This window comes from Pedobacter ginsengisoli, from assembly GCF_002736205.1.
GTDB lineage: Bacteria > Bacteroidota > Bacteroidia > Sphingobacteriales > Sphingobacteriaceae > Pedobacter > Pedobacter ginsengisoli_A.
In genome coordinates, this window is sequence record NZ_CP024091.1 from 4,009,302 (window position 1) to 4,024,049 (window position 14,748).

A 14,748-nucleotide genomic window follows, 5' to 3' on the forward strand; every position below is an offset into this window, starting at 1 on the left:
CTTATGTATAATTGAACATTTTAACTAATAAACAAAGAAGATCTGCACTGGACCGTCAAAGACCAGGAACAGAACGGCATATGCATCAATTTTTACACCTAATTTTATAAGCCGATCTTATAATTTGCCTTAATCTCCTTACTTAACCTGTTTACCTCATTTATCAGCAAAGGAATACCAGGATAAACCATATTATGGCCATAACCCTGTAATTCATGCAGCACCGTATTTTTATTTCCTGCAAGTTTCATCATCCTTGCCAGATAAGCATTTTCTTCATAACGCCCCAGCATTTCCATTTCCCTGTCGCCGGTAAGCAATAGCATTGGCGGTGCCGTAGCACGAACATGGTACAAGGGGGCATATTCATCAATTATTGGCTGAACATCTCTTATTTTACGCTCTTGTCTAACTGTAAAATGGGTAATGGCCTGCCCGCTAAAAGGAATCAACCCGGCAATGGAGTCGGCATCAATACTATACTTTGCAAGGTATTTTTTATCTAAGGTCAGCATCATACCCAGGTAAGCCCCTGCCGAATGACCTGAAACAAAAATCAGCTTATCATTTCCGCCGTATTTGGCAATGTTATTAAAAGTCCATGCTACTGAAGCCGTTGCATCCTCAATAATAGCTGCAACAGGTACTTTTGGCGACAACCTATAGCCAACTCCAATTACAATAAAGCCTTTTTCAAGCAGTTCTTTTGGCATTTCTTTGTCGCCACCGGTAAGGCCGCCGCCATGAAACCAGACTATAGCTGAGCTATTCGTTTTATTTTTGGGATAATACACATCAAGCTTGCATCGCTCCTCGCGATAGGCATCTGCCTTCTCCGATGCCGGGTAATAGCTAATGTTTTTCTTAATTTCATAAGCTGTTGCCTGGGCAAAACCCTGGGTATACAACAAAACACAGAACAGAAATAAAAGTATTTTTCTCATAATAAATGTGAGTTAATAATTTTTAATGATAATTCATAAAAACCATTGTATCAAATTTGATCGATTTGCTAAAACGCTTTATTTTATCTTAATTTAGGGTTCACACCACCATAAGTTAACCAAATGAAACACTACAAGCTCCTGTTACTTCTCATTCTTACTGCCGGTCTTTCCGCAAAAAAACTCAGCGCACAAACTACAGCCGAAAAATTACCCTCATGGGCATTAGGGCCTTTTTTAAGACCTGCCGGTGTAAACCCCATTATCTCACCCAATACCAGCACTACCTTTTTAGACCCGTTATCCGGTAAATATGTCGACTGGGAATCAAATGATACCTTTAATCCCGCAGCAACCGTAAAAGGGAAAGAAATTGTAGTCCTTTACAGGGCCGAAGATAAATCAGGAGTTGGAATAGGACACAGAACATCCAGACTTGGATATGCTTACAGTACCGATGGACTAACTTTTAAAAGAAAACCTGAGCCTGTGTTTTATCCGGGCAACGACAGTCAAAAAGAACATGAAAATCCGGGCGGATGCGAAGATCCCAGAATAGCTGTAACCAGCGACGGCACTTACGTTATGTTTTACACACAATGGAACAAAAAAGTAGCCCGTTTGGGGGTAGCCACATCAAAAGACCTGGTGAACTGGACTAAACACGGACCCGCATTTGCAAAGGCCTACAATGGCAAATTCTATGATATGTTTACCAAATCTGCCTCCATTGTTACCAAACTGGTAAATGGGAAACAGGTGATTGCAAAAGTGAATGGAAAATACCTGATGTACTGGGGCGAAAAGTTCCTGAACGCCGCAACCTCTGATGATCTGGTAAACTGGGCGCCAACGCTTGATGCCGAGGGAAAGATTAAAGAGCTGATTAAGCCAAGAAAGAATTACTTCGATAGTGACCTCACAGAAGCAGGCCCACCTGCACTGTTAACCGATAAAGGAATCCTGGTATTGTACAACGGAAAAAATGCTTCCGGAGACAAGGCCGATAAAAACTATACCGCCAACACCTATGCAGCCGGACAGGTACTTTTTGATGCTAAAAACCCTGAGAAAGTGATTAGCAGATTGGATAAACCATTTTTTGTCCCAACAGAATCATTTGAGAAAAGCGGACAATACCCTGCAGGAACTGTATTTGTTGAGGGGCTTATTTACCACCAGCAAAAATGGTTTTTATATTACGGTTGTGCCGACTCCAGAGTAGCGGTTGCGGTATTTGATCCTTTAAAGAAATAAGAATATCTATCAGACACTTAAATCAATAGTAAAATAGAACTGATCAGGTTAAACTTAAAAGTCTGAATCATACCCGATCGTCTCGGTAAAAGAACTATTTGTAAATAAAACTTTGATTATAAGACATTGGAGCGTAATCAGCCTTATAAGTCACCACAACTTTTGCAGAAACGGGAAAATCAGCCTGATTATAGGTGTAATTATAGGTTCGGGTTTCTACTTTATCTTCGGTAGTTAACAGCTCATTTTCAGCGTATAAAACTGGGAGAGCACTCCCGTACAACACAAAAGGAAGTTTCTTAGCAGATAAAATCCCCTTTTTTGATCCGTATGTATATTTTATTGTATTATCTCCGACTAACGTTTCAGATACAAGGTTTTTATTCACATAAGAAAAAACATATCTCCCCAATGTATCAGTACTTGACCTTACAAGCTCCCGGGTATAGTAATTATATGATTTTCGGTCAAAATATTTTATTTCCGTTACCGCATTACTTACCACTTTATAGCTTACACTATCTACATAGTATTCATGGTTAGGGCTTTTAGAATAAGGGGGGTTATCTATTCTGGATCCGGAAAAAGGAAGACCATTCTTATAAAAAATTGTGGTGGTGCTTGAATTAAATGATGGAGAGGCAAAAGAATTAATCTCAGTAACCTTTACTACCTCATTCTTATCATTATATTCAAAATACTCTTCTTCAGAACCTCGTGAATATCTTACAAGTCTATCCTTTTTATCGTATTCTAAAAATGCTTCAAACTGGTCGTCAATATTTACCCTGTCAAGAGTCGTTAGAATTTCTTCAGGTTTAATTCCAGAATCCTTCTTTTTGCACGAAGCAATTGTGAGGATGATACAAAAAGCAATGAGTGAGAAACGTTTTATCATTAGTAGGTAGATTAAATCTAATCGAGTAGGAAGATAGGGATTATTTCCCTATCTGTCCTCTCACACCACACGTACGTGCCGTTCGGCATACGGCGGTTTGTTAGAATAACTTCGTTTGGTGTTCAGTTTTCCAATAGTAGTAGTTGGCAAATCCAATGTACTTCAGCTTTGCGAAATACTCAATACTCAGATTACCCTGAAGGATTGGACTACGTGCCAGTCGACAATAGGACTTCCTACTATTAGACCATTCGAATGCCTTCTGCTTTCCAACCCCCAGTTTGATCAGGTTTCGGCTTCGGCATCCTGCATTCTTCCACTGTTTCCAGATGATCATCCGCAGTCTGACCCGTGTCATTTCATCCAGCCTTATCATCACATGCTTAGCCCCTGCAATGGAAAAATAGTTGACCCAACCCCTAATGGTCATATCAAGCTTTCTGATCCGTTCGATGATAGTAATTGGATCATTGCGTTTAGTATGTCCAAGGAGTTTCTGTTTTATAATCTTAACAGACTTGGTTGCAATCCTCATTTTCCAATCTTTGCCCGTCTTGTAGAACGAGAAGCCCAGCAGGGTACTCTGTGATGGTCTGCTCACCTTACTCTTTTCACGGTTCACTTTCAGCTTTAGACCTCCTTCCAGATAGCTGGTAATGTTATCCATCACCCTATCTGCCGATTTTCTGCTGTGAACATATATACTGCAATCATCAGCGTATCGTACGAACTTGTGACCCCGCTCTTCGAGCTTAGCATCCAGTTCATGAAGAACAATATTGGATAAAAGCGGACTAAGTGGACTGCCCTGTGGTGTGCCCTCTTTTCTTGGGGAAACAAGCCCGTTCTCCATCATACCACTGCTCAGATATAAACGGATAAGCTTTAATGTACGCTTATCTTTTATCTTTCCTGATAGCAGGCACATGAGTTTGTCATGGTTTACCCGATCAAAGAATTTGTCCAGATCAAGCTCCACAATCCATGTGTAACCAGCATTAAGGTATTCCTGTGCCTTGAGCACTGCCTGATGAGCCTTGCGCTTTGGACGGAAACCATAACTACTGAAAGAAAAGTCGCCCTCATATTTCGGACTCAGCCATTGGGAAATAGACTGTTGAATCAACCGATCAATGACCGTTGGGATGCCAAGCATCCTTGCTCCCCCACCAGACTTGGGTATCTCTACCTTTCTTACCGCACTCGGGCGGTAACTGCCGTTCAAAATATCAGACCGTAATGTCTGCCAGTTGATATTCAGGTAGTCCCGAAGTTCATCGGTCTGCATACCATCAATACCACCAGCTCCCTTATTGGCGGTTACCTGCCTAAAGGCGCTTTGTACATTTCGGATGTCTAATATTTCTTCAAGCATACTACTAAAAAAAAACTCTTTCCCAGGCATTGTGCACATTGGTTGCACGGCTCGGCTCAGCTCCTCTTACAGTCTACTCTCGGATTCCGTCCTACCATCATGTAAGCAGTTCTCTAAAGTGGTTCCGCTGTAATCACTCTGCCATAAACTTTCTGTTTCCTTTGCCATCCCAACATTCAGTCCTTCCCTAAAAAAATATAGGTATTATGACCTCGGCTGACTTCTCCCTGTACCAGATGGGCATTACGATACTGTCCATTGTTTCTTCTACAGCAATCGCACTTGCTCTCGACAGATTATAGGGAGATCTCCCGGGGTAAGGCAACCCGCTTTCTATGGATGTGACCTCTGTATCTACATAGTGATATTCTGTGCAGTATAGGGCTTTTGTTTGTCTTGCAACATCACCCATATCACCTCGCCTTATATACAGTTCCTGTTCGTAAGTCCCCATATTTGCCGCCAGCTTCCTTCGGATTCGCAGTCGCCTGCGACACCCTTGCTATTGGCTAACACTTCCTACTGCAAAGTGTGTTCGGGACTTGCACCCTAGAGCTGATTGCCATGCCCGGCACACAAGATAAGAAGAAAGGCGGTACTTACCGCCTTTCTTCTTAAAAATTTTATTCTACGGTAACTGATTTGGCCAAATTTCTTGGCTGATCTACGTTACAACCTCTCATTACCGCAATGTGGTATGATAATAACTGCAATGGTATTGTAGCCAATAGTGGCAGGAATGCTTCACTTGCATCAGGAATCTCGATGCAGTAATCAGCCATTTTTCTCACTTCAGTATCACCTTCGGTTACTATCGCCAAAACAATTCCTTTTCTGGCTTTAACTTCCTGAATGTTGCTGATTACTTTTTCGTAAGATGAGTTTTTGGTAGCAATAACCACAACCGGCATTTCCTCGTCAATTAAGGCAATAGGACCGTGTTTCATTTCTGCCGCCGGATAACCTTCAGCATGGATGTAAGAGATCTCCTTAAGCTTCAATGCACCTTCAAGCGCTACAGGGAAACCACTTCCCCTGCCCAGGAACAAGCAGTTTCTTGAATCTTTAAATTTAGCAGAAATTTCCTTGATCAGACTTTCTGATTCCAGCGCCTTTTCAATTTTTTGAGGGATGTTATCCAGCTCTGTAAGCAGCTCAGCAAGTTTCGAACTTGTTAAGGTTCCTTTTTGCTGTGCAAGGTGGAAAGCAATTAAAGTTAATACTGTAACCTGAGCAGTAAAGGCTTTTGTTGAAGCCACACCAATTTCAGGACCGGCATGGGTATAAGCTCCTGCATGGGTAAGGCGCGGAATTGAAGCACCAACCACATTACAAACACCAAAAATAGTTGCACCTTTTTCTTTGGCCATTTCAATAGCAGCCATGGTATCAGCGGTTTCTCCCGATTGAGAAATGGCAATTACCACATCTTTTTCAGTAATAATCGGGTTTCTGTATCTGAATTCCGAAGCATATTCTACCTCAACCGGAATTCTCGAATATTCTTCAATTAAATACTCGCCAACCAGCCCGGCATGCCACGAAGTACCACAGGCAACAATGATAATGCGGTCAACATTTTTCAGTTTATGGGCAAATTCACTTATTCCTCCAAGCTGTACCCTACCTTCGTTAGGATAAATACGGCCTCTTAAGCAATCCCTTACAGAACGTGGCTGCTCATAAATCTCTTTAAGCATAAAGTGGTCATAACCACCTTTTTCCAGCATTTCAAGTTTCAGGTTCAGCTCCTGAATAAATGGTGTCTGAACCACGTTATCCAACCTTTTAATCACTAACTCATCGCGTTTTAAAAATGCGATTTCATTATCGTTCAGGTAAATTACATTTTTAGTATACTCTACAATTGGCGTAGCATCCGAAGCGATAAAATATTCGCCCTGGCCTACACCTATTACCATAGGGCTACCTTTTCTGGCAGCAATAAGCTGATCAGGCTGAGCTTCGTCCATCACTACAATGGCATAAGCACCGTTCACTTCATGAAGCGCAAGCCTTACCGCCTCAACAAGATCAACACTTTCCTGTTTATAAATTTCTTCAATCAGGTGAATCAGCACTTCAGTATCGGTATCACTGTTAAATTCATGCCCTTTGCTGATCAGCACTTCTTTAAGGGTAGCATAATTTTCAATAATTCCGTTGTGTATGATGGTTAAATCACCACTGTGCGAAGTATGAGGGTGTGAGTTCCTGTCGGATGGTGCACCATGAGTTGCCCATCTGGTATGTCCGATACCAATGGTACCGGATAAGTTTTTGCCTTCAGCAAAATTTTCAAGATCCTGAACTTTTCCGGCTTTCTTGTATATGTTCAAACCGTCATCATTGATCAGCGCTATTCCGGCACTGTCATATCCACGGTATTCTAACCGTTTTAATCCTTTAATAACTAAAGGCCAAGCTTCTCTATGGCCTATGTAACCAACTATTCCACACATATTTTTTTCAATAGGTAAATAAATAAAAAATGGGTTCTAAAACTCCTCAAACATAAAGCTTTAAAATCAGATTTTCTAATCATTTTTTCTATTTTTCGCGGTTTAATGGTAAAATCAAACGTTTGCGCGTTTTTTTGAGTCTGGGGTAAATGGGTATGTAATATCACACTATTCATACCCCTTCCTTTCCTGCTCATTATTGGTGTGAAACCTGTTCCAGCTAGCACCGTCCGGAAAAGGTTATTTCTTGAATATTTTAGAAATACCATTGTTATCATATTTTAGCTTACGCATTTTAACCTGGTTTAAAAAAATGTAAAAAGAGGCTGAAACAGCTGATGCAGCGGCAAGTTCTTTTCAATGATCTGATAGGTTTTATTTAATCCGGCTGCACACATTACCGCATCCTCATGATGGTAAAATATGTCGGCAATCGGATCTGCATCATTAGCCCCTGTAACCAATACGATATAAATTTTTTGCTGTATCATCCAATCTTAATTATTAGTAAGTATTTATTTTAGCTTCTACAAAAGACAATATCTTGTCTTACAATAATTTACATTGTACCCAATTTGATTTTTTTCGCTGTACCCAATTTTCTATTACCACTTTACTAAACTTTTCCATTAACTTCGAGTTAACAACTTTATCATTTAGTCAAGAAACTCAATAGTGTTCCTTATGAATAAGACCCCATTTAATTGGATTATTCCTAAGCTGGATAAGCGGCAGCCGCGTTTACAAGCTGAAAATTTTATTGTAACACACATAAAATGCAGGAACCTTATACCCGGCAATGTACTGCTCCCCTACAGGCAATTTGCAGCAATCAACGGGTTAAGTGTGGGCACCATTAAAAGGGCCTACTCTAACCTTATTGTTCAAGGCTGGCTTTCAACAAAACCTGGTGGAGGCACTTTTGTAGCCCAAAGAATTCCCGGCGAGGAGGTTCCGTACCGCCCCTCGGGCTTCCCCGACAGGTTTCCGGCAGGCCTGGAAATACGTAAAAAACATTCTCAGCCACCACCCCACTATATACCGCAGCCTTTTGTGGCAATTGGAACTTACGCTCCGCTACAAATGTTGTTTCCACAGGATAGCTTTAATAAATACTGTGCAATCCATCAGATCAGAAATGCGAATTTAAGTCAGGCCAAAATGCTTACCTCTTACAAAGGCGAGCGTTTTAAGCATGCAGTGCTTACAGAGCTAAACCAAAAGCGCGGTTTTGGCATAAAAGCAGAAATGCTTGAAATTATAATACACAGAAAACCTTGCCTGGAAAGGGTCTTTAAAATCTTATTACATCAGCCCAATGAGGTGGTTATCAATACCAGCATATTCGATTTAATGTTAACCAATGTGCTAAGAGAATGTGGTGCCATTGTGCATACCTTAAGCACTGAGGACCAGCATTTTTTAAAGAAAATAGAACAGCTGCTTAAGCAAACAAAAGTCCGGGCCATCTATGTAAGGCCTCAAAGCAGCTTCCCTGAGCGTTGTACACTAACAGAAGCCCAGTGCATACAGCTTATTGACCTGGCAAAGAAATATAACACCTGCATTCTGGAAGAAGACGAAGATCATGAATTCTATTACGGTTCATCATCCTACAAGCCTTTGGCGTGTTATGACCATGATGGGCACGTGATCTATCTCGGCAGGCTAAGTATGGCCACTCCTTATACCCATTCCGTGCGCATTATTGCAGCTTCCCTCCAATTCATAACTGCACTAAGGACCTTACCTGCGCAATCTATTGAGCAGCGCGAGGTAATTACAGAAAATGCACTTGCCGATATGATGATGAACGGGGAGCTGGCTGCTTACCAGAAAACCCTCAGGCTAAATGCAAAAAAGAATCGTGATAATTTGCAATGGGTTTTAAGCAATTACCTTAGCGATCATATTAGTTTTGAAATGCCTGAACACGGACTGATGTTCTGGTTAAAGTTTCGAGACGAGGTTGCATTAAATACTTTGCTCCTTCAGCTGGGAAATATGGGAATTGAGGTTCCTTTTCACCCGAACAATCAAAAAACGGACAGTAAGGTTAATTATATGCTGTTAGGTTTTGGTCATTACCAGGTTGAAGAAGCTGAAGGAGCAGCAAAATTGCTGAAACAAATAATTGATCAATTAATTGATAGACAAAAAAATTAATTTGATGCCACATCAAACTCCTCGAATTTCGAGTTTTTGCTTTTAAATTCAGGAACAATTGTTTTCATCTGGATCACCACTTTTCTATTGTCGTTAATCACAGCATGATCTACCAATTTATAGATCTGAGCTTCTACTTCATTGAAAACATACTCGCGCACTTTACCAATCATGATTTTCTCATGGTGGGTTGGCATGGTATTTTCGTTATCATTCAACAGCTCTTCGTATAACTTTTCACCTGGTCTTAAGCCAGAGTAAGTAATTTTAATATCTTCATTAGGCACCAAACCGGCAAGACGAATCATTTTCTTGGCCAATTCTACAATCTTCACAGACTTGCCCATATCAAAAACATAGATTTCACCACCTTTACCCATGCAGCCTGCTTCAAGTACCAATCGGCATGCCTCAGGGATGGTCATAAAGTAGCGGGTAATTTCCGGATGGGTAACTGTAACAGGCCCACCTTTTTCTATCTGCTGCTTAAACCTTGGTATTACTGAACCATTAGAACCCAATACATTACCGAAACGTGTAGTAATGAATCTGGTAATTGGTTTAACATTTAAATCATTGATATATCCCAGGCCATTAGAGAATATAAAATCCTCCGTCGACAGCGAGTTGTTTAGCGACTGTACGTAGATCTCCGCAATACGTTTAGAAGCCCCCATAATGTTAGTTGGGTTAACCGCTTTATCTGTAGAGATCATTACAAATTTTTGTACACCATGTTTCACCGACAGGTCAGCAATTGTTTTTGTGCCCAGTACATTGGTTTTAATGGCCTCTGCCGGATTATCTTCCATCATAGGCACATGTTTGTATGCCGCGGCATGATACACGTAGTGAGGCTTAAAAGTGTCGAACAGGAAGTTCATTCGTTTTTCATCTTTTACATCCCCAATAAAGGCGTGGAAATTAATGTCTTTGTGGGTTTCTTCCAGTTCCAGGTGCAAATGGTGCAAGGCAGTTTCACTATGATCACATAAAATGATCAGGCCTGATCCAAATTTCAATACCTGCCTTACTATTTCACTCCCAATAGATCCCGCAGCTCCTGTAATAAGGATGCGTTTGCCCTTTAACTGGTTTTGTATGGCTTCAGTATCAATATGGATTGGTTTTCTATTTAATAAATCTTCAATATTAAGATTTTGAATTTGGGCTGTGCTTCTATCTCCTCTCGACCATACATCTGGTGGGGGAATATTTAACACCTTAACATCATTCTCCAAGCAAACATCAACTATTTGTTCCTTTCTGTCGGCTGGAATTGTATAAGATGCAAAGATCACTTCATCCACTTCGTGTTTGATGATTAATGTTTCCAGTGTTGCAGCATCCAGAATTTTTACCCCATCAATGGTTTTCCCAACTTTGCGCAGGTCATCATCAACATACGCTATAATAGTTTTATTTACTTTGGCATCATGGTCAAAGGTTCTTTTGGTGGCAACACCAGCTTCTCCTGCTCCGTAAATAATTATTCTGATTTTGTCCAGTTTAGCATTTTTAATGTACATAAAAAAGTACTTCACAATAACTCTGTAGGTTATTAAGAACAGAAAGCTGAACAGGGAATAGGTAATAATAGTAACATTGCTGATTATTCGGTCTCCATTTAATACAATAATAATTGCGTTTGAAAAGAAAATGGTTAATGAGCTTAGCACAACAGCAAATAAGATTCTGAATGAATCCTGAGCGCTGGTATAGCGAACAATACCGGCGAAAGTTTTAATATTAAAAAAAACAAAAGTATTTACGACTACTACGAGCAATATAGATTTATATAATGCAAGTGAATTAATATTCTCAATAATGAAGTTATTCTTGAGAACTTTTGCTAAAATCAGTGCAAAAACACTCAAACAAATATCTATTGCAAATATAATCCAGCGCGGTACAATTTCTACTTTAGCGAACATTCATTGGGTGATTTTTATTCAAAGACCAAACTAACAATAATTAAACCAAAATTTAAATACCCAAAAATAGGTATATTGTTATTTGCAAGCAAATGGTTATTCTTTCACTAACGAAAGAGGCGTTATGTGGCTGTTTTCCGCAATTTCTGTGTTCCTCAATACAATTACACCCGGATCAATTTTTACTCCATTTTTTATCAAAGCAGCTCCTCCAATATAAGCCAGAGGACCAATATGTACAAAATCTGAAATACTAACTTCATGATCTACACATGCACCTATATTTACGATACTATGATCCCCAATACTTACTTCTGCTTGCACTACGGCATTAGCAAGAACAACGGTTCCTCTGCCGATTAAAGCAAACTCTGAGACTGATGCCTTAGGATGAATTATGGTTGCAAAATTGTGTTTCAATTTATGAGCTAGCAATCTGCGAACGTTATTATCTCCAATAGCAATAATCATTTTTGAATGCTTATATAATTCAGGGTCATATTTTAAAACCGGGATACTCATGAACGTTGCATTCTCTTCTACATTATCATCAAAAACACATTCAACCGTACCATTATGCTCTAGTATTAAATCAACAATAACCTTAGCATGTCCACCCGCTCCATATATTACATAAGATTTTTCCATTAAGCTGTTTTAAGCATCAATTTTGGTTTCATTACTATATAAATCAAGATCAAAGGAATTAAAACTATCCCTCCCAAAACATAAAAATTTAGTCCTCCTGAAATTATCAATGCGATTATCAATAATTGCAATACTCCATATATTGAAGAAACAACTAAATGAGGTACTTTTTGATCATTGGCCAGTATTTGATAAAAGTGCAGGCGATGTGCCTCAAAAATATTCTGTTTTAAAACTAGTCTGTGTATGATTGTTAATACCGCATCTACACCATATACCGCTAAAAACAAAATATACAAGTAGTTGTTTGTTTTTATCATGAGTTGGAGTATTAGCATAATAATCCAAAAGGCCATTGTTACACTTCCAACATCACCAGCAAAGCATTTTGCTTTTTTTCTGAAATTGAAATAGAGAAAGACTAGGCAAGAAATCATTGGAAGCCAAATTACATCTGGAGTCACAAAAGAGGTTTTATATAAATTTACATACTGCAATCCCCCTAAAATAACCACGCTATACAGTCCGGTTATTCCATTTATTCCATCCATAAAATTATAAGCATTAATTACACCTATAACAAGAACATAAAGTATTACAACTCCCCACCAGTGTATAATTCCAAACACAGGCAAGAAATAAAACATTAATGTTACTGCAACCAAATGAAACAAAACCCTAATTCTGCTAGAAAGGGTAATACGATCATCTAAAAAACTTATACCACCAATAATAGTTGCTCCAATTACCGGAACCTGGTATTCTTGTTCTAGAATACCAGATACTATTATAGATATTAGAAAAATTATACCACCACCTCTTATAGTCGTTTTAGTATGCGAGCTTCTTTCATTCGGCTTGTCTATGATATTGAACTTGTCCGCAATCTTGAAGTAGATCAACATAGATAGGAACAAAAAAATAAAAATAAAAATGTAAAGCATAATCTTAACTTGAACGGAAACTTTTTATAGTTGTTAAAAGTCCTTCTCTGGAGGATGTAGGTAAATTTTCAATTTTCAACGCATGCTTAATCTTATCGTTAGATACTACATAGCTTTCCGTAAGTTTCTTTAGCCTTTCTGAATTCAATGGAAGGCCTAATTTGTCTCCTATCGACGCGAAAGTCTTAATAATTCCGGAATTTATTTTCCAAAGCCTTGCTTCTTTACCATCAGCATCTGCAATTATCTTAATCACATCATTAGTAGATAAAGCTTCATCATCTGCAACATTATAAATGCCACCAGCTATATCCTGGTTCGAAATTACTTTTTCGATAATAAAATTAAGATTATGAATAGACAAAAAAGACCGCTGATTCTCAAATCCTGCAAGTGGATATGGTATTCCCTTCTTCACCACTTTATAAAGCAAGTTAAGATTCCCCTTATTTCCTGGCCCATGAATCATACAAGGTCTAATTATAAAAAGTCTTTTCTCCGCAGGCAACGACTTACTTAATAAATAAGATTCTGCTTGTAGTTTTGACTGACCATAAGGAGTATAAGGTGATGGTATCACATCTTCTTTCAAAATTCCGTCAACTTTATCAGCTACAGCTTTAACACTACTAAAGTAGATGAAATCCTTAATCTCACTCTGAAGGAAAAGATCAAATAACAATTTCGTTAGGTCAGTATTTACTTTAAAATACTCATCATCATTTGCCGTCTTTTTAAGATCGTGTGCCTTTCCTGCAAGATGAATAATAGCACAGAACTCTTTCTCTTTAATCAAAGAAAGGTCATCCCATGTAAATTCAGAATAATCCTTTAAATTTTGATCCAGCTGTCTTCTGCCTAAACCTGATACAACGTATTTATTATTTTTAAGATACGATGATAAATTTGACCCTACGAAACCCTTAATTCCAGAAATTAATATATTACTCATGGCAAATTCTCTATTATTGATTTAGCCATCTGGGTGTTTATTACATCACGCTTAAATTTAGCCTTAAATTCATTTCTAAAAGCCGTATGATATTTATATTCCCCCAACTGCCTAACCATCTCATCAACTTGTCCCGGTAAAAAAAGAATACGATTAGGAATATTCTCATCGATAAATTGATTAGCGAAACCAGCAACACCCGCAATAATCGGTTTATCGTAAGCTCCTAATTCGAAAATTTTAGATGGAAGAACTTTCTTAAATGCGTCGTAATCATTAAGATGTAAAAACAAAAAATCAGAATCATCGTAAATCTCTAATAATTCTTTTCGAGGCACCGGCTTCCTTATCTCTACATTTGTCAATTGAAGACGTTCAATTTCATCAATTAACTTTTGCTTAACCCCTCCATCACCTATAATTAGAAAGCGGTAACCTTCACCTAAAGCTTTTGCTGCCGGAGGTACTATAATATGTAAACCTTGTCCTTCACCTAAATTACCAGCATAGGTAATGAGTTTATACGGACGATCTTTAGCACTTGTTGCAGCCAGATTTAGAAACTCAGGATCAATTCCATTTGAAAAATACGAATACTTAGGTTGTTTGAATTTTTCAAAATATGATTTAAACCCGCCAGATATTAAATTGATATGGGTTGCATACGAAAACACTTTTCTTTCTATAATTTTAAGAACAGGCATCACACCTGCCTTCAATATTGGATTTTTCAAAACATCTTTCATCGTATCAATAAATATGTCTCTAATATCCAGATACAACGGAATACCCTGCCTTTTAGCAAATCTATATCCTAAATATGCAGTAAATAAGCGTGAAGATGATGAAAACACCATATCGTATTTCTTGTCCTTGATTAATCGGTTTGCCTCAATAAAATACGTTTTGAAAGAATTTATCTGATCCATGAATCCACTTTTGTGCTTAGGGATAAGGATCCTATAAATTTTGATATTACCACGATCCTCAAAAGCAGGCGCTGAAGCATCAAATGTACCATAACGATTTGGTAAAGTAGTAATTACATCTATTTCCGCTTTACCTTCTATCTGATTTGCAAGTTCTTTCGCCAAGGGGGAATTCCTAAATGACCCTGCGCATAAGTCCGGTTCAAAATAGAAGCTAAAGTATAATAACTTTTTCATTA

12 protein-coding genes are annotated in these 14,748 nt (G+C 38.6%); 2 read left to right on the forward strand and 10 right to left on the reverse strand.

The genetic code is table 11. The features are described 5' to 3' along the window. Nucleotides 1-104 precede the first annotated feature (104 nt). Nucleotides 105-944: an alpha/beta hydrolase gene (locus CPT03_RS16450; protein ID WP_099439849.1), complete on the reverse strand. Its 840-nt coding sequence runs from the start codon at nucleotides 942-944 to the stop codon at nucleotides 105-107. Nucleotides 945-1,067: 123 nt separating this feature from the next. On the opposite strand from CPT03_RS16450, the gene CPT03_RS16455 reads away from it, so the two are divergent. Beyond that, a complete protein-coding gene (locus CPT03_RS16455) occupies nucleotides 1,068-2,201 on the forward strand; it encodes a glycoside hydrolase family 130 protein (protein ID WP_099439850.1) in 1,134 nt (377 codons plus the stop codon). Between the two features lie 94 nt (nucleotides 2,202-2,295). On the opposite strand, the gene CPT03_RS16460 is transcribed toward CPT03_RS16455, so the two are convergent. From CPT03_RS16460 to CPT03_RS16480, 4 genes are all read right to left on the reverse strand, one after another. After that, the gene (locus tag CPT03_RS16460) at nucleotides 2,296-3,099 is read right to left on the reverse strand and encodes a hypothetical protein (protein ID WP_099439851.1); all 804 of its coding nucleotides are present in this window, start codon (nucleotides 3,097-3,099) and stop codon (nucleotides 2,296-2,298) included. Nucleotides 3,100-3,199: 100 nt separating this feature from the next. After that, entirely contained in the window at nucleotides 3,200-4,474 is a 1,275-nt protein-coding gene (gene ltrA, locus CPT03_RS16465) for a group II intron reverse transcriptase/maturase (protein ID WP_216641563.1), read from the reverse strand. A gap of 623 nt (nucleotides 4,475-5,097) precedes the next feature. Continuing rightward, nucleotides 5,098-6,936 (reverse strand): glutamine--fructose-6-phosphate transaminase (isomerizing), encoded by a 1,839-nt coding sequence (gene glmS, locus CPT03_RS16470; RefSeq protein ID WP_099439852.1) that lies wholly within the window; start codon nucleotides 6,934-6,936, stop codon nucleotides 5,098-5,100. 305 nt (nucleotides 6,937-7,241) lie between these two features. Next, on the reverse strand, nucleotides 7,242-7,427 hold the full coding sequence (locus CPT03_RS16480) for a hypothetical protein (protein ID WP_099439854.1): 186 nt from the start codon (nucleotides 7,425-7,427) through the stop codon (nucleotides 7,242-7,244). A gap of 193 nt (nucleotides 7,428-7,620) precedes the next feature. Between CPT03_RS16480 and CPT03_RS16485 the strand changes: the two genes are divergently transcribed. Next, nucleotides 7,621-9,102: a GntR family transcriptional regulator gene (locus CPT03_RS16485; RefSeq protein ID WP_099439855.1), complete on the forward strand. Its 1,482-nt coding sequence runs from the start codon at nucleotides 7,621-7,623 to the stop codon at nucleotides 9,100-9,102. Here CPT03_RS16485 and CPT03_RS16490 read toward each other — a convergent pair. From CPT03_RS16490 to CPT03_RS16510, 5 genes are all read right to left on the reverse strand, one after another. Beyond that, nucleotides 9,099-11,036 (reverse strand): polysaccharide biosynthesis protein, encoded by a 1,938-nt coding sequence (locus CPT03_RS16490; protein ID WP_099439856.1) that lies wholly within the window; start codon nucleotides 11,034-11,036, stop codon nucleotides 9,099-9,101. The genes CPT03_RS16485 and CPT03_RS16490 overlap by 4 nt on opposite strands. 96 nt (nucleotides 11,037-11,132) lie before the next feature. Next, on the reverse strand, nucleotides 11,133-11,684 hold the full coding sequence (locus tag CPT03_RS16495; RefSeq protein ID WP_099439857.1) for a transferase: 552 nt from the start codon (nucleotides 11,682-11,684) through the stop codon (nucleotides 11,133-11,135). Next, the gene (locus tag CPT03_RS16500; RefSeq protein ID WP_099439858.1) at nucleotides 11,684-12,628 is read right to left on the reverse strand and encodes an MraY family glycosyltransferase; all 945 of its coding nucleotides are present in this window, start codon (nucleotides 12,626-12,628) and stop codon (nucleotides 11,684-11,686) included. The genes CPT03_RS16495 and CPT03_RS16500 overlap by 1 nt, the downstream gene beginning before the upstream one ends. A gap of 4 nt (nucleotides 12,629-12,632) precedes the next feature. Continuing rightward, nucleotides 12,633-13,580, reverse strand: a complete 948-nt coding sequence (locus CPT03_RS16505) for an NAD-dependent epimerase/dehydratase family protein (protein WP_099439859.1) — start codon at nucleotides 13,578-13,580, stop codon at nucleotides 12,633-12,635. Next, a complete protein-coding gene (locus CPT03_RS16510) occupies nucleotides 13,577-14,746 on the reverse strand; it encodes a glycosyltransferase family 4 protein (protein ID WP_099439860.1) in 1,170 nt (389 codons plus the stop codon). Before CPT03_RS16510 ends, CPT03_RS16505 begins: the two co-directional genes overlap by 4 nt. Nucleotides 14,747-14,748: the final 2 nt, after the last annotated feature.